This window comes from Candidatus Methylobacter oryzae (assembly GCF_003994235.2).
Taxonomy (GTDB): domain Bacteria; phylum Pseudomonadota; class Gammaproteobacteria; order Methylococcales; family Methylomonadaceae; genus Methylobacter_A; species Methylobacter_A oryzae.
In genome coordinates, this window is sequence record NZ_RYFG02000005.1 from 1 (window position 1) to 18,712 (window position 18,712).

Annotated in this window: 25 protein-coding genes; 12 read left to right on the top strand and 13 right to left on the bottom strand. The window is 47.5% G+C overall.

Going from position 1 to position 18,712, the window contains the following annotated elements:
- Positions 1–308: 308 nt before the first annotated feature.
- From EKO24_RS00190 to EKO24_RS00230, 9 genes are all read left to right on the top strand, one after another.
- On the top strand, positions 309–692 hold the full coding sequence (locus EKO24_RS00190) for a hypothetical protein (RefSeq protein ID WP_127027725.1): 384 nt from the start codon (positions 309–311) through the stop codon (positions 690–692).
- Between the two features lie 264 nt (positions 693–956).
- Positions 957–1,202: a hypothetical protein gene (locus EKO24_RS00195; RefSeq protein ID WP_127027724.1), complete on the top strand. Its 246-nt coding sequence runs from the start codon at positions 957–959 to the stop codon at positions 1,200–1,202.
- A gap of 403 nt (positions 1,203–1,605) precedes the next feature.
- Positions 1,606–2,907: an NAD(P)/FAD-dependent oxidoreductase gene (locus tag EKO24_RS00200; protein ID WP_127027723.1), complete on the top strand. Its 1,302-nt coding sequence runs from the start codon at positions 1,606–1,608 to the stop codon at positions 2,905–2,907.
- A 68-nt stretch (positions 2,908–2,975) separates the two neighbouring features.
- Complete coding sequence (locus tag EKO24_RS00205; RefSeq protein WP_127027722.1) at positions 2,976–3,506, top strand: YcxB family protein; 531 nt, start codon at positions 2,976–2,978, stop codon at positions 3,504–3,506.
- A gap of 93 nt (positions 3,507–3,599) precedes the next feature.
- Positions 3,600–3,992 (top strand): MAPEG family protein, encoded by a 393-nt coding sequence (locus EKO24_RS00210; RefSeq protein WP_127027721.1) that lies wholly within the window; start codon positions 3,600–3,602, stop codon positions 3,990–3,992.
- Between the two features lie 92 nt (positions 3,993–4,084).
- Complete coding sequence (locus EKO24_RS00215) at positions 4,085–5,968, top strand: ATP-binding cassette domain-containing protein (protein WP_127027720.1); 1,884 nt, start codon at positions 4,085–4,087, stop codon at positions 5,966–5,968.
- A gap of 66 nt (positions 5,969–6,034) precedes the next feature.
- Positions 6,035–6,547 (top strand): hypothetical protein, encoded by a 513-nt coding sequence (locus EKO24_RS00220; protein WP_127027719.1) that lies wholly within the window; start codon positions 6,035–6,037, stop codon positions 6,545–6,547.
- 8 nt (positions 6,548–6,555) lie between these two features.
- Positions 6,556–6,999, top strand: a complete 444-nt coding sequence (locus EKO24_RS00225; protein WP_127027718.1) for a universal stress protein — start codon at positions 6,556–6,558, stop codon at positions 6,997–6,999.
- A 72-nt stretch (positions 7,000–7,071) separates the two neighbouring features.
- Positions 7,072–7,500: an NINE protein gene (locus EKO24_RS00230; protein WP_127027717.1), complete on the top strand. Its 429-nt coding sequence runs from the start codon at positions 7,072–7,074 to the stop codon at positions 7,498–7,500.
- 70 nt (positions 7,501–7,570) lie between these two features.
- On the opposite strand, the gene EKO24_RS00235 is transcribed toward EKO24_RS00230, so the two are convergent.
- The 10 genes from EKO24_RS00235 to hisB form a co-directional block, all read right to left on the bottom strand.
- Positions 7,571–7,774 carry a cold-shock protein gene (locus EKO24_RS00235; RefSeq protein WP_127027716.1) on the bottom strand — a complete coding sequence of 68 codons (204 nt, stop codon included), beginning with the start codon at positions 7,772–7,774 and terminating at the stop codon, positions 7,571–7,573.
- Positions 7,775–8,078: 304 nt separating this feature from the next.
- Positions 8,079–8,891 (bottom strand): twin-arginine translocase subunit TatC, encoded by an 813-nt coding sequence (gene tatC / locus EKO24_RS00240; RefSeq protein ID WP_127027715.1) that lies wholly within the window; start codon positions 8,889–8,891, stop codon positions 8,079–8,081.
- Entirely contained in the window at positions 8,878–9,249 is a 372-nt protein-coding gene (gene tatB / locus EKO24_RS00245; RefSeq protein WP_127027714.1) for a Sec-independent protein translocase protein TatB, read from the bottom strand. Before tatB ends, tatC begins: the two co-directional genes overlap by 14 nt.
- 5 nt (positions 9,250–9,254) lie before the next feature.
- Positions 9,255–9,470 carry a Sec-independent protein translocase subunit TatA gene (gene tatA / locus EKO24_RS00250; RefSeq protein ID WP_127027713.1) on the bottom strand — a complete coding sequence of 72 codons (216 nt, stop codon included), beginning with the start codon at positions 9,468–9,470 and terminating at the stop codon, positions 9,255–9,257.
- 67 nt (positions 9,471–9,537) lie between these two features.
- The gene (locus EKO24_RS00255; RefSeq protein WP_127027712.1) at positions 9,538–9,855 is read right to left on the bottom strand and encodes a phosphoribosyl-ATP diphosphatase; all 318 of its coding nucleotides are present in this window, start codon (positions 9,853–9,855) and stop codon (positions 9,538–9,540) included.
- A complete protein-coding gene (gene hisI / locus EKO24_RS00260; RefSeq protein WP_127027711.1) occupies positions 9,852–10,244 on the bottom strand; it encodes a phosphoribosyl-AMP cyclohydrolase in 393 nt (130 codons plus the stop codon). Before hisI ends, EKO24_RS00255 begins: the two co-directional genes overlap by 4 nt.
- Positions 10,241–11,014 (bottom strand): imidazole glycerol phosphate synthase subunit HisF, encoded by a 774-nt coding sequence (hisF, locus tag EKO24_RS00265; protein ID WP_127027710.1) that lies wholly within the window; start codon positions 11,012–11,014, stop codon positions 10,241–10,243. The genes hisI and hisF overlap by 4 nt, the downstream gene beginning before the upstream one ends.
- Positions 11,015–11,016: 2 nt before the next feature.
- Positions 11,017–11,751, bottom strand: coding sequence for a 1-(5-phosphoribosyl)-5-[(5-phosphoribosylamino)methylideneamino]imidazole-4-carboxamide isomerase (gene hisA, locus EKO24_RS00270; protein ID WP_127027709.1), 735 nt, complete (start codon positions 11,749–11,751; stop codon positions 11,017–11,019).
- A gap of 96 nt (positions 11,752–11,847) precedes the next feature.
- Positions 11,848–12,492 carry an imidazole glycerol phosphate synthase subunit HisH gene (hisH, locus tag EKO24_RS00275; RefSeq protein WP_127027708.1) on the bottom strand — a complete coding sequence of 215 codons (645 nt, stop codon included), beginning with the start codon at positions 12,490–12,492 and terminating at the stop codon, positions 11,848–11,850.
- 40 nt (positions 12,493–12,532) lie between these two features.
- Complete coding sequence (gene hisB / locus EKO24_RS00280) at positions 12,533–13,126, bottom strand: imidazoleglycerol-phosphate dehydratase HisB (RefSeq protein ID WP_127027707.1); 594 nt, start codon at positions 13,124–13,126, stop codon at positions 12,533–12,535.
- A 590-nt stretch (positions 13,127–13,716) separates the two neighbouring features.
- Between hisB and EKO24_RS00285 the strand changes: the two genes are divergently transcribed.
- The 3 genes from EKO24_RS00285 (at position 13,717) to EKO24_RS00295 (ending at position 16,054) form a co-directional block, all read left to right on the top strand.
- Positions 13,717–15,396, top strand: coding sequence for a DUF342 domain-containing protein (locus EKO24_RS00285; protein WP_127027706.1), 1,680 nt, complete (start codon positions 13,717–13,719; stop codon positions 15,394–15,396).
- 145 nt (positions 15,397–15,541) lie between these two features.
- Positions 15,542–15,757: a DUF1289 domain-containing protein gene (locus EKO24_RS00290; protein ID WP_127027705.1), complete on the top strand. Its 216-nt coding sequence runs from the start codon at positions 15,542–15,544 to the stop codon at positions 15,755–15,757.
- A gap of 21 nt (positions 15,758–15,778) precedes the next feature.
- Entirely contained in the window at positions 15,779–16,054 is a 276-nt protein-coding gene (locus EKO24_RS00295; RefSeq protein WP_127027704.1) for a SemiSWEET transporter, read from the top strand.
- 89 nt (positions 16,055–16,143) lie between these two features.
- On the opposite strand, the gene EKO24_RS00300 is transcribed toward EKO24_RS00295, so the two are convergent.
- The 3 genes from EKO24_RS00300 to rdgC all read right to left on the bottom strand — a co-directional run bounded on the left by EKO24_RS00300 (position 16,144) and on the right by rdgC (position 18,570).
- Positions 16,144–16,518 (bottom strand): VOC family protein, encoded by a 375-nt coding sequence (locus EKO24_RS00300; RefSeq protein ID WP_127027703.1) that lies wholly within the window; start codon positions 16,516–16,518, stop codon positions 16,144–16,146.
- 20 nt (positions 16,519–16,538) lie between these two features.
- The gene (locus EKO24_RS00305) at positions 16,539–17,003 is read right to left on the bottom strand and encodes a peroxiredoxin (protein WP_127027702.1); all 465 of its coding nucleotides are present in this window, start codon (positions 17,001–17,003) and stop codon (positions 16,539–16,541) included.
- Between the two features lie 658 nt (positions 17,004–17,661).
- Complete coding sequence (gene rdgC / locus EKO24_RS00310; RefSeq protein ID WP_127027701.1) at positions 17,662–18,570, bottom strand: recombination-associated protein RdgC; 909 nt, start codon at positions 18,568–18,570, stop codon at positions 17,662–17,664.
- Positions 18,571–18,712: the final 142 nt, after the last annotated feature.

Genomic DNA, 18,712 nt, shown 5'->3' on the forward strand with positions numbered 1-18,712 from the left:
GTAGCGCTTGCGGTGTTTTCTTTTAGCCATTGCAAATTTTAAATTTTGCAGGTTTTGCAACTCAATGGCTACTTTTAAAACACGCACTAAAGAATGCTGACATTCTCATGTTTCAATATGGCGCGATAATTCAATATCATCCAACCACCAGCAATAAATAGCATACCCTCTTCTCAAGCCTGATACGATGACCCCCCCTTAAACAACCCTCCGGCAAAATAATCACACAATGGACTGGCAAACCTTTCAAACCCACTGCTGTAGCCTGGATTTAGAGACTAACGAAAACGGCGAGATCTTTGCGATAGGTGCGGTCTTTAACGACCTTACGCCACCTGAACCAAGAACTGCTCGACGACGGCAACGTCGACAGTAATCCTGAAATCTTGCGCCTGTTGCTAGGCACTCTGTCCAAGGACGGTAAAGGACTGGCCGGAAAAAAAGGCAGCCTGAAGCTCAGGCACAAAGGCTTGGACCAGTATGCCGTCAAGCTTAACCGGGGCTGGGCGGCGCTGATCGCCACCGTGGACATACGCCAAGCGGTGGCAAAGGTGGTGTTGGACGGCATCATCCAGCACATACCCGTGCAAGCCAAGCCATCCGCCGATTTATTGGTCGAGTTTTCCATTGAGGAATTGCTGGCCGCGTTAAACCGTGATTTGGTTGCGTCAGTGGGAACTGCCGTTGGTTGAGATTGTATTTAATGAGGGTTCCTCAGGCTGAGGATATGAGTCCGGTTTTTACCGGCTGATAGTTTCTCCGCAGTTTTTTCTAAACCGATATTTAAATTGCCGTTTTTAATGGTTGTAACTCGTTGAAATATAATGCGCCCGTTCTTGTTAAGGGACTACATTACTTATTTTTATTAAGTTATTGTTGAATTTATATTTTTTTGTGGAAAAATGTCGAAAATATTGATTTAAAGTTTCGCTCCACTTAAAACAAAAGGGAAAACAATGAAAGAGTTAAAGTTCTCGGAAATAAGCCTGGATGATTTCTCTAAAATCTATCAAGAAATGACCAATCTGGTGCGAAAAGATTTGGAAGGAGAAACGTTCTTTTCAGGTAGCCATACTGTTTATGGAGAAATTACGTTGTACCAGCCCAACGGCAGTAAAAAAGCCATTATGCTCCAGCATGACAAACCGATTAGTGAAACCCGCTTTGACATTCCTGAATATTGCATTTCCCTTATAGCCTAAAACAAAAAGCGCTTCATTCTCTGTTGAAAAAAACAGTGCAGGCAAACAGATTGTGTTTGCCTGCATTGACCTGGTAGCAAATCGCAACGCGCCTGTTTCAAGGTAGCCCTAAATCGCTTTGGCTTTCCATCGTAGCGCTTATGCCTTTGTAAACGCCAGGGATCTCATCAATGATGTCCTTTCTTTATGGTGCTCCACCGTTATTTCGCGCCGGTTAGCTGTTGCGTGACCCCGAGCCCGTTTCCTCAGTGTCAGGATAATCATCGTAATACGTTGCGTCTTTCTTGAAATACGCAAAGTTCTTGTCGATCCGTCAGTATATTCTCAGCTAAATCGGTCACAATCGGGCCGATTCGATATAATGCTATAGTACAGAAAGAGAATATTTTTTTGAGGGGGAACAATGACTGATAACAATAATAAAAAACACAAGATAGTGATTGTTGGCGGAGGAGCTTCGGGGTTGGAGCTTGCTACCAGTTTGGGTAAAAAATTAGGCAAGAAAGGCGCGGCTGAGGTTACGTTGCTGGACGCGTCGCCGACGCATATCTGGAAGCCGTTGCTGCATGAGGTCGCGGCAGGTACATTGGATGAATCCGAGCAGATCGAATACCTGGCCCAGGCGCACCGGAATCATTTCCGTTTCAGGCTGGGCAGGATGGAAGGTTTGAACCGGCAGGCAAAGGAAATTTACGTCAGTCCCACGCTGAGCGACAGCGGCGAAGAATTAATCCCCAGACGCACGTTCAGTTACGATACGCTGGTGATGTCGGTCGGCAGTATCAGCAACACGTTTAACATTAAAGGCGTGGCCGAACACTGCCTGTTCCTGGATACCACTGCGCAGGCTTTCAAGTTTCAAAAACAGTTGGTTGAATCTTACATCAAGAGTCATGCCGGTAAAGCTGCCGGCAAGAGCTTATCGATCGTTATCATCGGTGCGGGCGCTACCGGCGTTGAGCTGTCGGCGCAATTGCACGAGGTGACCGATTTGTTGGCGGTTTACGGCTTGGATGAATCCAGCGACGTGAAGTTGACGATTATTGAGGCCGCTACTCAACTGTTACCTGCATTGCCGACCAAATTAGCCCACGCCACGCAGCAACAATTGGTCAAACTGGGCATTGACCTTAAGCTGGGCCGGCGGGTGGTTGAGGTGACTAGAGAAGGCGTTCATACCCATGACGGCGAGATGATTCCGGCGGACCTTAAAGTCTGGTCGGCTGGCATTAAAGCGCCGGACTGGATGCAAAACCTGGATGGCCTGGAAGTTAACAGGATCAACCAGTTGGTCGTCGACGAAACCTTGAAGACCAATGACGACGATATTTTTGCGATGGGCGATTGTGCGGCTTGTCCGTGGCCCGGCCATGACGGCAATGTGCCGCCGCGAGCGCAGGCGGCGCATCAGCAGGCAACCACGTTAAGCAAATCGATTGTCAATCGCTTACAAGGCGGCCAGTTGGTCAAATATGATTATCTCGATTACGGGTCGTTGGTTGCACTCGGCAAATACACCACAGTCGGCAACCTGATGGGCAATTTGATGGGATCGGTCAGTATCGGCGGCTTTATCGCCAAGGTGGTTTATCTGTCTCTGTACAAAATGCATCAGATAGCTATACACGGCTATTTCAGGACAGCGATGTTGACTCTTTCTAATCTATTCAGGCGTAGCGTTCATGCGACAATAAAAATGCATTAGATTTTTTATACAGCTGTAGCTACAGCTGCATAGTTACTTTTTTATAATTATTTACAAAGACCAAAGACATGTTTGAAATTGAATACGAATTCCGCGAACAAGATTTAATCCATTTTAATGAAATGCAATTCATGAGAAATGAAGAGATACAAAACAATATCAAGAAAAACCGCTGGATAGTGCCGGGTATCATGGCTCTGATCGGCTCGTTTTATTATTTTTATTATGCCGATTTCAAGTCGTCGGCTTATATCTTTGTTATTGCCGTACTCTGGGCGTTCTTGTCGCCTAAAATAATGATGCTGGATTTGCATAGGCAGATACTTAAGAATTATACCGATAAAGAAAAAGTTAATATGTTCGGCACTTATACGCTGACAATCGATCCGGCCAATCCTAATTACCTATTGGAAAAATCGCCCAGCGGCAAACATAAAATGGCCTGGAGCGATTTAGTCAGGGTCGAATACGGCAAACGCTATGTTTATATCTTCATCAATTTGAATACCGCGCTGGTCATTCCGGTCGATACGGTTAAAAAAGGCAACCTGGAGCAATTCGCCGAGCAGGCGGATAAGATGATTGAGCGGGCTGCTTAACTTAAGTAGAGCTAGGCAGAAGGGCAGGGATTACTGACCGCTGTCCTGCTCGCTTTACCCTTGGCTATTTGAATCTTCAGACAGAGAGTCATCATGATTACGTCACTCTATGCTTCGTTGTCAGCTTTATTAATCGTAAAACTGACGCTTTCGGTTATAAAACTTCGCAGGAAAAACCGGGTAAGTGTCGGAGACGGCGGAAATGAAGAGTTACAATTGGCAATCCGCGCTCATGCAAATGCGGTCGAATACATTCCGATAACGCTGTTGCTTTTATTAACGTTGGAGTTAAACGGAGCGCCGAAGATGCTGATCTATATTCTTGGCGTTATGCTGTTAGTTGGGCGAATATTGCATGCGATAGGGCTTCCGGCAAAAGATTTCCGGAAACGGGTGCTGGGCATGCAGATAACAATTTATTTGCTAATTGGCTTGGCGATATTGAACATAGCATTCTTCGCATTTACCGGGCCGCTGAAATTTTAGCGTGTTGAATGGGTTTCGTTGCGCTCTGCCCGTCTTACGATATTCGAATTAGCGTAATGTTTTTCAGCTTGAAACTTTTACCTTGAACCTTAATGTTAAATTTTAGAAATATAACCCTGCGCCGCGGAGCTCGGGTATTGTTTGCGAACTCTTCTTTCACTATCCACAAAGGCCAAAAAGTAGGCTTTACCGGCGCAAACGGCGTCGGCAAGTCCAGCTTTTTTGCGTTGGTCAGGGACGAGCTGCATTTGGACGAGGGCGAGTTCTCGATGCCGCCGGGCTTGGAAATCGCTCATGTTGCTCAGGAAACGCCGGGCGTCGACCGTGCCGCTATCGATTATGTCATTGATGGAGACCGGCCGCTAAGGCATTTACAACAGCAATTGCTTGTTGCCGAACAGACCGATGACGGCTTGAAACAGGCCGAGTTGCACGCCGCTCTGGACGTTATCGGCGGTTATACCGCTCAGGCCAGGGCTTCGCGTTTAATGAACGGTTTGGGTTTTAGCTCAGGACAGGAAATCAATGCGGTTAATTCGTTTTCAGGCGGCTGGCGGATGCGGCTTAATCTGGCTCAAGCTTTGATGTGCCGTTCGGATGTATTGCTGTTGGACGAGCCGACCAACCATCTGGATTTGGATGCGGTGATTTGGTTGCAGGATTGGTTATGTAAGTATCCCGGCACCTTGTTGTTGATTTCTCATGACCGGGATTTTCTGGATACGATTACCGATCATATCGTTCATATCGAACAAAATAAGGCTGAAATTTATACCGGCAATTATTCGGCATTCGAACGGATGCGCGCGGAAAAACTGGCCCAACAACAGGCCTCCTATCTTAAGCAGCAGCGCGAAATCGCTCATATGCAGAGTTTCGTTAATCGCTTTAAAGCGCAAGCGACCAAAGCCCGGCAAGCGCAAAGCCGGATCAAAGCCTTGGAGCGTATGGAGCTGATTGCGCAGGCGCATGTCGATTCGCCGTTCGATTTCTGTTTCGCAAAGCCTGGAAGAATGCCGAATCCATTGTTAACGCTGGATAAGGCCGATATTGGCTATGGGCAGACTTGCGTGATCAAGCAGGCCGGATTGTCTATATCGCCGGGCGATCGTATTGGGCTGCTCGGGCCGAACGGCGCCGGTAAGTCCAGCTTGATTAAAGTGTTGGCCGGCGATATGCAGCCGTTATCCGGTAAAAGAAACGAAGCGGAAGCGTTAAAAATCGGTTATTTCGCCCAGCATCAACTGGAGCAGTTACGCGTTGATGAGAGTCCTTTGTGGCACTTGCAGCAGTTGGATAAGCAGGCGACCGAGAAGGATTTACGCAATTTCCTCGGCGGTTTCGATTTTTGCGGCGACAAGGTCTTGGAAACTGTAAAACCTTTCTCCGGCGGCGAAAAAGCGCGTTTGGTATTGGCGCTATTGGTTTATCAAAACCCCAATCTATTATTGCTTGATGAGCCGACTAATCACCTGGACTTGGAAATGCGCCATGCGTTGAGCGTGGCCTTGCAGGATTACGAAGGCGCGATAGTCGTGGTCTCGCATGACCGGCACTTATTGCGCTCGGTGACCGATCAGTTATTATTGGTGTCGGGCGGCAAGGTCCAAGCTTTCGACGGCGATCTCGACGATTACCGTCTATGGCTGGCAGAGCAGAAAAAAACCGAAGAAAAGCCCGTCGTTAGTAGTACCGAGACGGTATCGAGAAAAGACCAGCGAAAGCTGGATGCAGAGCGCAGACAAAAACATAAACCTTTATTCGATGCCTTGAAAAAAGCTGAAATTGCGGTTGAAAAATATCATAATGAACAAAGGCAATTGGAGCTTCAGTTAGCCGATCCTGCCATTTATGCGGAATCGGAGAAGGAGCGGTTAAAAAAGCTGATGGAGCGGAAAGTACAAGTCGATAAGGCTTTGGATGAGGCCGAAGCGGCTTGGATGGAAGCAGAGGAAAAAGTTGAAGCCGTTAGATAGCGGTCTCTATTCGATAGACCGCTGAGGGCAGTAGTGCGACCGAGGTTGACGTAAACAGGAAAAATCATGTTTGAAGTCATAATGCTATTATTCGACATTTGTCTGTTTAAAAAAAGCCCGCAGGATTTGCCGTATTCCGTATGGCTGTTGCGGCTATTGATTGTTATTGACGTTATTGTTAGTTTTTTAATGATAAGCCTCCATGCAGGCTGGGCTGTATCATTGTTGCAAGCGGTTGCCGGAGCTTTGCTGCTTGTCGGCTTTAGCTGGCTGATGTTGTACGTTGCTCGAAAATGGGGGCGGTTTTATCAGACCGCCAGCGCCTTACTAGGCACCGATGCAATGATCAGTTTTCTTGCGTTGCCGGGAATGGCCTCAATGTCGATTGGGGTGGGTGCTTGGCTGGCATTTGCGATAACAATCGCTTTAATGATCTGGCATTGGCTTGTTACGGGATATATTTTTCGCAATGCGCTTGAACAAAGTTGGACTTTTAGTTTAGGTTTGGCGTTTTTGTACATACTGGGATCTTATCAGGTGATGGCTTTATTATTTCCTGAAGTTACCGGCGTTAAATAGGAGAGATTATGGAAAGCTATAAACATATATTGCTCGCGGCGGATTTTTCAGAGCATGGCGAAGCGGTAGCCAATAGGGCAAAAGACTTGGCCGAGAAGTACCAGGCAAAACTGAGTATTGTGCATGTGATGGACAATTTGCTGATTACCGACGCGGCTTACGGGTCCACCATTCCTTTTGATCTCGATTTAACTGCCGAGTTAATGGCGGCGGCAAAAAAAAGACTGGCTGTTTTGGCGGAAAAACTAAATATCGCCGAAGATTGCCGATGGATGGAAACAGGGAGTCCTAAATTGGAAATAATCAGGGTGGCCGAAGAAAACGAGGTGGATTTAATCGTGCTGGGTTCTCATGGCCGTCATGGTTTCGCGCTGCTGCTCGGTTCGACGGCAAACGGCGTGCTGCATCATGCTCAATGCGATGTGTTAGCTGTGCGTTTGCAGGATGAGTGACAGGCTACTTGCGAGTCTAGGATTTATAAATGGCGGCCATTAGGGCGTCCTAATTTTAAAGGTAGAGAGTTAATGATTGGACAAGTTGAAAGTTATGATCCCGATACACAAACCGGGGTGATAAAAAGTGAAGGGGGGGCGTTTACGTTTCATTTAGAGGATTGGGTCGCCGACGTGCCGCCCGATGAAGGCGATGACGTTAGTTTTGATGCCGAAGGGACAATTGCCGGCAATATTAATTTGGTAGGTGCCTATTTGGAACCGCCTAAAGCGGTTAAATACAAGTACTTGGCGGCTGTGCTGGCGTTATTGTTGGGGTGGCTGGGCGTACATAGGCTTTATCTGGGCTTTTACAAACTGGCCTTCATGCAGATAGGACTGACGGCGATACTTTATGTAGTCGGGCTGCCCGGATTTGCGGCCCTGTGGGGGTTCATAGAGTTCGTGCTGCTTGTTGGCGGGCATATCGTTAAAGATGCTAAAGGCCGGCCTTTAAAATAGTTTTCTAAAACAGTAAGACAAAAAAAAGCCCTTGAATGATACAAGGGCTTTTTTTAAAACTGGTTATTCCTTACTTGGAACAAACATTGGCAGCAGTTAAGCCTTTTGGACCTGATTCGATGTCAAAAGTGACTGTTTCGCCTTCAGTCAGGGTTTTGAAACCTTCGCCCTGAATAACTGAATGATGAACAAAAACGTCTTCACCGCCATCAGCAGGTGCAATAAAACCAAAACCTTTTGTGTTGTTAAACCACTTTACGGTGCCTGTTGCCATTTTGAAACTCCTAAAATAAAAACTTACGGTTAACACAGAATTACAACATTGATAACCGGACAACCTAATAATTTAGGAATCCCTTAACTCAACATCTGTCTTCTGATTTGGGGTATTGTACTGTTTTTTTTATGATATTGTCATCAGCAGATTATACAAAAAGCAGGGTATTGATGGCGGTCAGGGCTGAATAATAAAGCTGTAAAGGCGTAGCAAGAAAGCGTGGCGGATAAAGTCTAAACATGAAAAATTCAAGACAAAAGCACGCTTTATTAATGGGCATGGTGCGCGTACGGGGCCTTAATCAATCGTCTTCTTGGTGCTCAATTCTATCCAGCCGGGCTTCCATTTCTCTATCATCGGGCGCTTGGTAATCGCTATCGGGTTCGGGGGCAAAAAGCCGGGAACACAACAGACCCAGTTCAAAAAGCATCCACATCGGTACTGCAAGCAATGTTTGCGAGAGAGCGTCGGGGGGCGTTAATACGGCACCTACGATAAACGCACCGACGATCACATACGGGCGTTTTTCGGCAAGACCTTCGGGGCTTATGACTCCGGTCCAGACCAACACGATCGTGAATACCGGTACTTCAAAACAAACGCCAAACGCAAAAAACATTGCCAAAACAAAATCGAGATACTTGGCGATATCGGTCATGACGGCCACGCCTTCAGGCGCGGCGGCGGTCAAGAAACCAAATACCAGCGGAAAGACCACAAAATAGGCGAAAGCGACTCCCAGATAAAACAGTAATGTACTGGCAATCAGCAGTGGCAATATCATGCGCCTTTCGCGCTTATACAAGCCGGGCGCTACAAATGCCCAGAACTGATAAAGAATGTAAGGAACGGAAATAAAAATTGCCGCTATCAGCGCCAATTTAAACGGTGTGAAGAAAGGGGAAGCCACATCGATAGCAATCATCGTGCTATTTTTAGGCATGTGCTTTAACAAAGGGCCGGCTAATAGGCTGTAAATTTCATTGGCGTAAGAAGCCAGCCCCAAAAATACAACTAATACGCACAAAACCGCTCGCAGTAGCCGGTTACGTAATTCAATCAAATGGCTGATAAAGGATTGCTCTCCAGCCTCGTTAAAACTATTTTGGCTCATGTTGTACGGCTTTCTCTATCGGTAACGGCTCCTTATGCTGGTTTACCTTGTCAACGGTCTCTGTATCCAAGTCATTCTGTATCATCGATAACGGTTCAATGGTAGATTTGAGCGTATTGGAGGTTTCGTCAAGTATTTGCTGAACTTCCGGCAAACCGGATTGCTCCTTAAACATTTGGCGCATTTCTTCGGCATGAAGTTCCAGCTTAATTTCTTCCTTGACGGAAGCCACCATACTTCGTGTTTTACCAAGCCAGAATCCTGCAAGTCTGGCCACTTTGGGGAGTTTTTCAGGACCGATTACCAGCAAGCTGACCAAACCGATCAAACAAAGCTCTGAGAACCCTACATCAAACATAACGGTTAATCTTTATCGGTTTTTTTGGTTGTGACTTCGCCTTCAATGGCTTCGCTTTTATCTCCGGCGGGTTTATTATCTTCCTCGCCTTCCTTGATGGCGTTACGAAAGCCTTTGATGGCTCCGCCCAGATCGGCGCCAATATTACGTAGACGCTTGGTGCCGAAAACAACCACGACAATGGCTAATACAACTAATAAGTGAGTAACGCTGAGACCCATTTTAAACTCCAATGGTGACGTTGCTGAGCAACGTTTTGTTTGCTTGAGATCTTACATCGCAAGATCTTTACTTGTTACGTTGCGCCTTTTCTTCCAGACCGGATAAGCCAAAACGACGTTGCAGTTCCTGCAACACATCATCCGGCCCCAGTCCTTGATCGGCCAGCAACACCATGCAATGAAACCACAAATCGGCAGTTTCATAGATAATCTGTTTTTTATCGCCGCCTTTGGCGGCAATAACGGTTTCCGTGGCTTCTTCGCCGATTTTTTTCAGTATCGTATCCAGTCCTTTAGCATATAGGCTGGCGACATAGGACTTATCGGCAGATTCCAGTTTACGCTGTTCCAGGATTTGCGCCAGTTGTTGTAGTACGTCGCTCATGATTTTTTATAAATAGCTTCAGGATTTTTTAAAACCGGCTCAACACTTTGCCATTGCCCGTCAATTAAGTTGCGGTAAAAACAGCTTTCCCGGCCGGTATGGCAGGCGATGCCCCCTTCTTGTTCGACTTTTAGCAGAATAACGTCTTCATCGCAATCCAGGGATATACCTAAAACTTTTTGCCGGTGCCCCGATTCCTCGCCTTTACGCCACAATCTTCCGCGTGATCTTGACCAATAAACGGCGTAACCTTCGGCGACCGTTAAACTTAACGATTCACGATTCATCCAGGCGAACATGATTACTTTCCCGCTTTTCGCCTGTTGCGCAATAACCGGGACTAGTCCGTCTTCGGTCCAGCGTATCGCATCCAGCCAGGAAGAACTCATAGGCGTACCTCTATGCCGCGCGAGGCCATCTGTTGTTTGGCTTGGCCAATGGTGTATTCGGCAAAATGAAAAATACTGGCCGCCAATACCGCATCGGCTTTACCGTCAATAATGCCGTCGGCCAGATGATCGAGATTGCCGACGCCGCCGGACGCAATGACCGGTACTGTGACGGCCTCGCTGATGGCGCGAGTTAACGGCAAATCAAAGCCTTCACGCGTTCCGTCCCTGTCCATGCTGGTTAACAAAATTTCGCCGGCACCGAAATCAACCATTTTCTTCGCCCATGCAATTGCGTCGATGCCTGCCGGTTTACGGCCGCCGTGAGTAAAAATTTCCCATCGGCTCGGTTCACCAGGAGCGCTGACTTTCTTGGCGTCTATCGCTACGACAATACATTGAGAACCAAAGCGCTCTGCAGCTTCACGGACAAAATCCGGATTAAATACCGCCGCGCTGTTAATACCGACCTTGTCCGCGCCTGCATTCAGCATGCGGCGAATATCGTCCAAAGTCCTGATGCCGCCGCCTACCGTTAGCGGAATGAAGACTTCGCTGGCTACCTGCTCGACGACATGAACAATCGTATCGCGGTTATCATGCGTGGCGGTAATGTCCAGAAAGGTGATTTCATCGGCGCCTTCGCGGTCATAACGCCTGGCGATTTCTACCGGGTCGCCGGCATCGCGAATATCGACAAATTTTACGCCCTTAACGACGCGGCCGTTATCGACGTCCAGGCAAGGGATGATGCGTTTGGCTAAACTCATGGTTATTCAAATGATTCCGCTAATTTTTCGGCCGCCTCAAAGTCCAGCGTGCCTTCGTAAATGGCCCTGCCGGTAATCGCGCCCATAATGCCGTCGCCTGCGACAGTGCCCAAGGCTTTGATGTCATCGATATTAGTAATGCCGCCGGAAGCGATAACCGGAATCCTGATCGCGCGGGCCAGTTTTGCCGTCGCTTCGACATTGACGCCGGACATCATGCCGTCCCTGGAAATGTCGGTATAAATGATCGCTTCGACGCCGTCTTCCTCAAAATGTTGGGCCATGTCGATCACGTCATGTTTGGATAATTTGGACCAGCCGTCAATAGCTACCTTGCCGTCTTTTGCATCCAGGCCAACGATGATGCGGCGCGGGTACTCCAGAGCCATATCCCGGACAAAATGCGGTTCATTAACGGCTTTGGTGCCGATAATGACATATTCCACGCCGGCATTAAGATAAGCCTGGATTGTTTCTTCGTCACGAATACCGCCGCCTATCTGTATAGGTACATTAGGGTAGGCTTCGACAATAGCATGAATGACTTCGGCATTTCTCGGCTTTCCGGCAAATGCGCCGTCCAGGTCAACCAGGTGGATCCTTTTTGCGCCGGCGGCAACCCACTTGCCTGCTACAGCGACAGGATCGTCGGAAAAGACCGTATCATCATCCATTCGTCCTTGACGCAAGCGAACACACTTTCCCTCTTTTAAATCGATTGCTGGTATCAGTAACATAAATTATAAAATCCTCAACGGCGTGTAATTATTATAGGGGCGGATTTATCTGCCCAAAGACGACGAAATACCCTTTGGGTATAAGTGAATGCATCCCTACGCTTGCCCGTCCCAATGCAAAAAGTTCTTCAGTAGCTGCAAACCGACTGCCTGGCTTTTTTCGGGATGAAATTGTACGGCAAAAACATTATCTTGCGTCAACGCACAAGTAAATGCTTCCGGGTACTGCGTTGTTGCGGCCATGATTGCGGCATTATCCGGCTTGGCATAATAACTATGCACAAAGTAAAAGCGGCTGTCTTGGGGGATGTTCTCCCATAACGGATGCTGTTGCAGTTGATGGACTTGATTCCAGCCCATGTGCGGAATTTTAAGTGAATTACCGTTGCCGTCTTTTAACGGTTCGGAGAAATGGACCACGTGCCCGGAGAAAACGTCCAGGCAAGGTGTGCCGCCGTTTTCTTCACTGTCGGTTAATAAGGCTTGCATGCCCAGGCAGATTCCCAATAACGGTTTGGTTTTGGCAACCTGTTGGATAACATCGGATAAGCCGGATTGGTTGAGCGCCTGCATACAATCCCGTATTGCGCCGACACCCGGAAAAACCACGCGGTCGGCGTTAAGAATGACATCGGCATCGGACACGCAAACAACATCCGCTTCAGGTGCCGCATGTTGCAGGGCCTTTACGATGGAATGCAGGTTACCCATTCCGTAATCAATTACAGCGACAGAAGACATAAGAAATACAGACTAAAGGTGCAAAGTTAAAGGTACAAGGCTAAAGGCTACCCTTGGTTGATGGCATCATGCCTGCCATACGCGGGTCGGCGGTAATCGCCATGCGTATGGCGCGGCCCATGGCTTTAAAGATGGTTTCAGCAACGTGATGGGCGTTGGCGCCTTTCAAACTGTCGATATGTAATGTCACGCCGGCATGATTGACAAAGCCTTGGAAGAATTCGCGGAATAAATCAACATCGAAACTGCCGATCATGGCCTTAGGGTATTTAACGTCATAAAACAGGCCGGGGCGTCCGGAAAAATCAATCACAACTCGCGACAAGGCTTCATCCAGGGGTACGTAAGCATGCCCGTAACGATAAATACCTTTTTTGTCTGCCGTCGCTTTGGCAAACGCTTGGCCTAAGGTAATACCGATGTCTTCAACGGTGTGGTGATCATCGATCTCCAAATCGCCTTTCGCTTCAATATCCAAGTCAATCAAGCCGTGCCTGGCAATCTGGTCGAGCATATGTTCGAGGAAAGGTACGCCGGTTGAAAACGAGGATTTACCCGAACCGTCCAGGTTAATTTTGATTTTAATTTGAGTTTCAAGCGTATTTCGCTCTACTTCTGCAGTACGTTGATCCATGTTGAGATTACTTATATTAAAGACTGGCAATATCTTACTATGACAAGCAAGATTTTGCAGCGTTTGTTATTCATTCTGCTTGGATGATCTAAGGCTACGAAGGTGCGGCAGACAAACCATGCAAATTTAAGATATCGGCGTAATTTTGAGCCTACATAATTTTAAGTTTTAGCTGGCTTTTTTTGAGGTTATTTTCTGAGACAATGACAGTGTCGCCGAACAAGGAAACGGATTTTAAAAAACTTCAACAGGATGTTGCCAAGGATGGATTGAATGCCAATCAAGCAGGCGATTTTAGTCCCAGCACAGTGCCACTGTGTCTTGGGACTTTTTTTAGCGTTCAAAAATTTTTACGGCCCCTGCTTATTATCTACATAGGCCGATGTAGGTAAAATTTTCTTTCCGGCTGCCGATATTATTAAGCGTTGTTCTAATAATATGCTACCTTTCAAGCCAGTAATCTAAATATAAAGCACCTGATCAGGCGCAATATTTTATTCTTATACTCAAAGGGCATAAGTTTCGTTTGAGCAGACAAGCTGCTCAACTCAGCTTTAGAAAGTCGTCATAACTTTACAAGGAGCAAGGCTGTGAATGATGTGTCGCTTACCGATGTACTGACATTTAAGCTCAGCGATGAAGGCAAATTGCTTGCAGTGTGCGAAGTATCCGAATGCCGCCCTCCGCTCGATGAGGCAATGATCAATGAGGCTTTGGCTAAACAGAATTTGTCCGGTTTGTTTCTGCATGAAAATGCGCTTTCAAATCTGGTAAAAAAGTACAGTGAGGCCAGTGAGAGTTTTACGCTGGAAATCGGCGAACGCCGCGATGGCGGCTGCATAATCATGATAGATGAAGATAAAATGGCTGCCAGACTCACTTTAACCCCTCCTTATGGCGGTGCTCCGGTTGATCTATTGCAAATTCAGAAGGCTTTGCAGGAGAAAGGAATCATCAAAGGCATCATCAAAAGCGAAATTGAGGCGGCCTTAAAAGACGGTTGCGCGACTGAACGAGTCATCGCTCGCGGATTGCTTCCTGTGAGAGGCATTGATGCACGCTTTCAAAGTTTGATACCGCAAATAAGAGAACGTAAACCCCGGATAGACGAGCGAGGTATGGTTAATTACCGTGATCTTGGGCAATTGATTGTTGTAAAGCCGGGCGATCCGTTAATGTTCCGCACGCCGCCCACCGAGGGTAAACAAGGTTGGGACGTTACCGGGCAAGCGCTTATGCCTGAACCGGGGCAGGACATACCGTTTGTCCTGGATTTATACGGTGTAGAGCTGGACCCGGAGGCCGAGCGTGATCCCGATCATAACAGCCTGCTGTTGGCCGCTATCTCGGGGCAGCCGAAATTAGTTCCTTATGGCGTTGTGGTGGAGCCTACTCTCGATCTACCAAAGGTGGATATTTCAACCGGAAATATGAATTTCGACGGCACCATTAATATTAAAGGCGACGTCACGGAGGGTATGAGAATACAGGTGACCGGAGACGTGTTTGTCGGCGGGACCGTTGAAGCTGCGGTAATTGAAGCCGGCGGCAATGTTGTTATAAAAGGCGGCGTAATAGGTCACAGCGAACAGAGCAGTGATCCGAATGATGCCCCGGTCTTTAACGCGAAAATTATCAGCAAAGGTTCAATCAGCGTGCATTTTGCCGAAAATGTCTTCATGGAAGCCGGGATCGACATTATTATTGAAGAATTTTCCATGCATAATCATTTAACTGCACTTAACCGCATATTGGTGGGAAAGTCCGGCGGCAAAAAGGGCCGTATCATCGGCGGCATTGCTCGCGCATCGGCGTTGATTAAAACAGCAATAATCGGCTCAAACGCAGGCTTTGTCACCAAGATCAGGGCGGGATTCAACCCTTATCTGCAAACGCAGATAGACAAGCTCAAGCTTGAGATCGATGCGGACGAAAAAGAGCAGGAAGACATTAACAAGATTATTGCTTTTATTTCGCTGCATCCCGAAAAAGACAAGAACGGTTTGCTGAATAAGCTGCTCCATACCAGAGATAAGCTCGAAACGGATTGCACTCGGCTTCACGCAGAGCGAATGAAACTGTTGTCCGAAATGATTCTTGCCGAACATGTTCAAGTGATAGTGGAAGAAGCCGTTCATTGCGGAGCCGAAATCCAGATTGGAAATTGTATCTGGAAAAATAACGAAGAACGCGGCAAGGGCGTTTTTCAAATCGTTGACGGTGAGATTAGTTTTGATAATACCATGTTGAGCGTCTGCGAATCGCATTGAGATAGAAAAGCTGATTTCCAAGCTTGATTATCGTTAAGACGTGTAACCGCTTATTTTCGGTGTGGTAAAATTCCTCGGAAGAAAGCCAGGGCGGGTATTTTGCCTGCTATGTTATCGTTATGAATAAAAATTTAGAGGAAACATCATGAAATTTAGTCCTTGCGTTGATAAATGTACTTACGAAGGAACTCACTGCGAAGGTTGCGGCCGAACGCATGCGGAAATAGCCGCAAATAAAAAGTTGGTTATGGAAGTCGTGAATTTTGCGCAAGAGCAGGAGTATGAAAATATTGAAGAGTTTGCGAACGCTTTCGGACAGAGCGTACTGAAGAAACTCAAGAAAGCAGCGGCAGGAAAATAGCGGTTCTATAGCAAAGCAGTTATGACATTCACACCTGAAATAATCGGCTATTTGGCTGCCACACTGACTACCGCTTCGTTTGTACCCCAGGCAATCCTAACGATAAGAACCAGGGATACCGAATCCCTTTCGTTGGGCATGTACAGCACCTTTACCCTGGGTGTGCTGTGTTGGCTCATTTACGGCATTTATCTCGACGATAAAGCCATTATTTTTGCTAATGCAATAACACTGCTGCTGGCTGCTTCGATACTTTGTTTCAAGATCTATAACGTAGTCTACAGGAAAAGGGCATAAGTTTCGGTTGAGCGGACGAGCCGCTCAACTCAGCTTTATACCCAGAGGGCATAAGTTTCGTTTGAGCAGGCAAGCTGCTCAACTCAGCTTTATACCCGCTGGAGGATTTCCAGCGCATTTCCGTCCGGATCACGGCAAAACAGCGCTTGCCGCCCTGATTTACTCAAGGTATAGGCAATGCCGTTTTGATCCAACGTTTCCCGAACCGGCGCGAGTTCCGGCACGCTTAACGCAATATGCCGATCCCGTCCGCCATGTTCGGGACGTCCTGTTTTGGGATCCTGGGTTTCCAATTCCAGCAAATGAATCTGCTGAGCGCCTAACTGCAACCAGGCGCCCGGAAAGCCCAAATCGGGTCTGTCCGTTTGCGGCATGCCGAGAACGTCGCAATAAAACCGCAACGATGCGGCAGTGTCGGCAACAACGAGGCTGGCATGGTGCATCGTGAAATTAAATTTTGACATGAAACGAATCCAAATCCGGGTTACAGTTGTTTTACTTTTTCCAGCACTTTCTGGGCATGGCCCTCGGGCGTAACGCCGTAAGCCACGTCCTCCAAGATGCCTTCTTTATTGATAATGAATGTGGAACGAAGAATCGCCATGCTTTTGACGCCGTTCTTTTCCCGTTCACGCCATACGTCGTAGCTCTCGCAGAGCTCGCCGCCGACGTCGGCCAGTAAATCCACTTTCAGGTCGAACTTTTTGATGAAATCCATATGACTGGCGCAAGTGTCCTTGCTTACACCGATAACCACGGTATCGGCCTTGGCAAATTCATCGATAAGTTGAGTAAACTGGTTCGCTTCAATCGTGCAGCCGGGCGTGTCGTCCTTTGGATAGAAATACAACACGACATTCTTCTTTTCCAGATAGTCGGACAAGCTAACCGTTTCATCGAATTGATTTTTTGCGCTGAACAGCGGGGCAGGTTGGTGTTTTTCTAACATGGTAAACTCCTTGAATATTCGCGGATTATAAACATGATATTGCAGTGTAAGCGCATCATATTTTTCTTGCAAGCCGGCCATGCCTATGCGCAGACCTTCCAGGTTTTAAAAACCTGGAAGGTTTAGAGCAATTCTTGATTACTTAAGATCAATCCTGATGATTGCACGCTATTTGTTGGGCAATAGGTGTTTGCAAGAGCACGAATTAAGTCCCGTTTGCTGCGCCGAGCACCGGAGCTTTCGCCGGGACAAATCGGCAGGATAGCCGATTTGCATGCGCAGCACCCGAAAGGGCGAGGTACATGGATGTGCCGAGTGATTGAAGCGGTAACGGGCCGCCTGCTGACTCGTGCCCTCCCGGCGCTCGCACTTCGTGCGCCGTTGATGTCCCAATCCGCTCCCGGCGGATTGGTCTTTGGATACTTTCTTTTCGACTACAAGGATGCAGGAGGTACGACCCCACGGATGGGGGAGGTAGAATCGCGTCTGGAACAGTGATCAAGAGCAACGCAGGAGCAGTTGCCGAGGCGGAGCAAAAGAAAGTATCTCGCCATCGGGGGCGAGACCTCGATTAAAATAATCCGTCGCGTGAGCGACTCTTTAACTAACGAAGAAATGCTCTAGCTCGCAACGTTTAGAGCAGACGCGATAAAGCCAATTACGCCTTATTCTCGCCGCCGAATAACTCCAGCAAACGCGGCAGGAAATTTGCCAATTCCAGCGACATAATCGAAAAATCCACGTCGAACTGTTCGGCTTCAGAGTTAGTGTCGATGTCGGCCACCTGATCCTGGATCAAATCAAGAAACTTCAAGCGCTTAACGGCCAGGTTTTCATCGATAATAAAAGCCAAACGGTCGGCCCAACTGACGGCCAGCTTGATCACTTCCTTGCCGGTATCCAAATGATTTTTAATTTCCGGCAGACTCAAGTCGTGGCGCTTGCAGCGGACAATACCGCCTTCTTCTTCGGGCGCGCGCAATTCGCATTCGTCTTCAATAATAATGTCGTCCGGCGCTTGATTGTTAACTAGCCACTCGGTCATGACTTTAACCGGCTTCTCAATCGTATTGAGCGGAACGGCCGCTAACGAACCCAGGCATTTACGCAAACAGCTCAGCAAATCCTCGGCCTTCTTGGCAGAAGCCGCATCAACAACCAAAAAACCGCCTTTAGGGTCGATATAAGCGTAAGTCTTGTTTGAGAACGTGAAAGCCCTGGGCAACAGTTCAAAGATCAGCTCATCCTTCAGCGCGGTGCGTTCTTTTTTGGCTAACTTACGGCCTTGCTGTTCCTCGGTTTCAGCGATTTTTTCCTGCAACATTTCATTAACGACAGACGCCGGCAGGACTCTTTCTTCTTTTTTCAAGCAGACCATCAAAAAGCCGTTCGCGCTATGCACCAATTGCTCGGACGATTTGCCCAGCGGCGACGTCCAGCCAAAAGTAAATTCCTCATGACTGCCGCAAGGACGAAAAGCCATTTGTGCAAGTTTTTGTTCCAGCTCTGCCGGAGCCAAAGTGAACTCTTCAGTAAGACGAAAAATGCTTAGATTTTTAAACCACATGTGCGATGGAACCCTTGTAAATAAAATGGTCGGGCATTATCGCAAATTTGGCGGAGTACAAATAAATTTTGTGCGTCTCAAATAGGGTGATGAATGGAATACGGTTGCTAAGAATACGGTCATTAATAACTTTCGGATATGG

Coding starts and splice junctions, on each gene's coding strand:
- EKO24_RS00195 (WP_127027724.1), top strand. CDS start 957: ATGAAAGAGTTAAAGTTCTCGGAAATAAGCCTGGATGATTTCTCTAAA.
- EKO24_RS00200 (WP_127027723.1), top strand. CDS start 1,606: ATGACTGATAACAATAATAAAAAACACAAGATAGTGATTGTTGGCGGA.
- EKO24_RS00205 (WP_127027722.1), top strand. CDS start 2,976: ATGTTTGAAATTGAATACGAATTCCGCGAACAAGATTTAATCCATTTT.
- EKO24_RS00210 (WP_127027721.1), top strand. CDS start 3,600: ATGATTACGTCACTCTATGCTTCGTTGTCAGCTTTATTAATCGTAAAA.
- EKO24_RS00215 (WP_127027720.1), top strand. CDS start 4,085: ATGTTAAATTTTAGAAATATAACCCTGCGCCGCGGAGCTCGGGTATTG.
- EKO24_RS00220 (WP_127027719.1), top strand. CDS start 6,035: ATGTTTGAAGTCATAATGCTATTATTCGACATTTGTCTGTTTAAAAAA.
- EKO24_RS00225 (WP_127027718.1), top strand. CDS start 6,556: ATGGAAAGCTATAAACATATATTGCTCGCGGCGGATTTTTCAGAGCAT.
- EKO24_RS00230 (WP_127027717.1), top strand. CDS start 7,072: ATGATTGGACAAGTTGAAAGTTATGATCCCGATACACAAACCGGGGTG.
- EKO24_RS00235 (WP_127027716.1), bottom strand. CDS start 7,774: ATGGCAACAGGCACCGTAAAGTGGTTTAACAACACAAAAGGTTTTGGT.
- tatC (WP_127027715.1), bottom strand. CDS start 8,891: ATGAGCCAAAATAGTTTTAACGAGGCTGGAGAGCAATCCTTTATCAGC.
- tatB (WP_127027714.1), bottom strand. CDS start 9,249: ATGTTTGATGTAGGGTTCTCAGAGCTTTGTTTGATCGGTTTGGTCAGC.
- tatA (WP_127027713.1), bottom strand. CDS start 9,470: ATGGGTCTCAGCGTTACTCACTTATTAGTTGTATTAGCCATTGTCGTG.
- EKO24_RS00255 (WP_127027712.1), bottom strand. CDS start 9,855: ATGAGCGACGTACTACAACAACTGGCGCAAATCCTGGAACAGCGTAAA.
- hisI (WP_127027711.1), bottom strand. CDS start 10,244: ATGAGTTCTTCCTGGCTGGATGCGATACGCTGGACCGAAGACGGACTA.
- hisF (WP_127027710.1), bottom strand. CDS start 11,014: ATGAGTTTAGCCAAACGCATCATCCCTTGCCTGGACGTCGATAACGGC.
- hisA (WP_127027709.1), bottom strand. CDS start 11,751: ATGTTACTGATACCAGCAATCGATTTAAAAGAGGGAAAGTGTGTTCGC.
- hisH (WP_127027708.1), bottom strand. CDS start 12,492: ATGTCTTCTGTCGCTGTAATTGATTACGGAATGGGTAACCTGCATTCC.
- hisB (WP_127027707.1), bottom strand. CDS start 13,126: ATGGATCAACGTACTGCAGAAGTAGAGCGAAATACGCTTGAAACTCAA.
- EKO24_RS00290 (WP_127027705.1), top strand. CDS start 15,542: ATGAAATTTAGTCCTTGCGTTGATAAATGTACTTACGAAGGAACTCAC.
- EKO24_RS00295 (WP_127027704.1), top strand. CDS start 15,779: ATGACATTCACACCTGAAATAATCGGCTATTTGGCTGCCACACTGACT.
- EKO24_RS00300 (WP_127027703.1), bottom strand. CDS start 16,518: ATGTCAAAATTTAATTTCACGATGCACCATGCCAGCCTCGTTGTTGCC.
- EKO24_RS00305 (WP_127027702.1), bottom strand. CDS start 17,003: ATGTTAGAAAAACACCAACCTGCCCCGCTGTTCAGCGCAAAAAATCAA.
- rdgC (WP_127027701.1), bottom strand. CDS start 18,570: ATGTGGTTTAAAAATCTAAGCATTTTTCGTCTTACTGAAGAGTTCACT.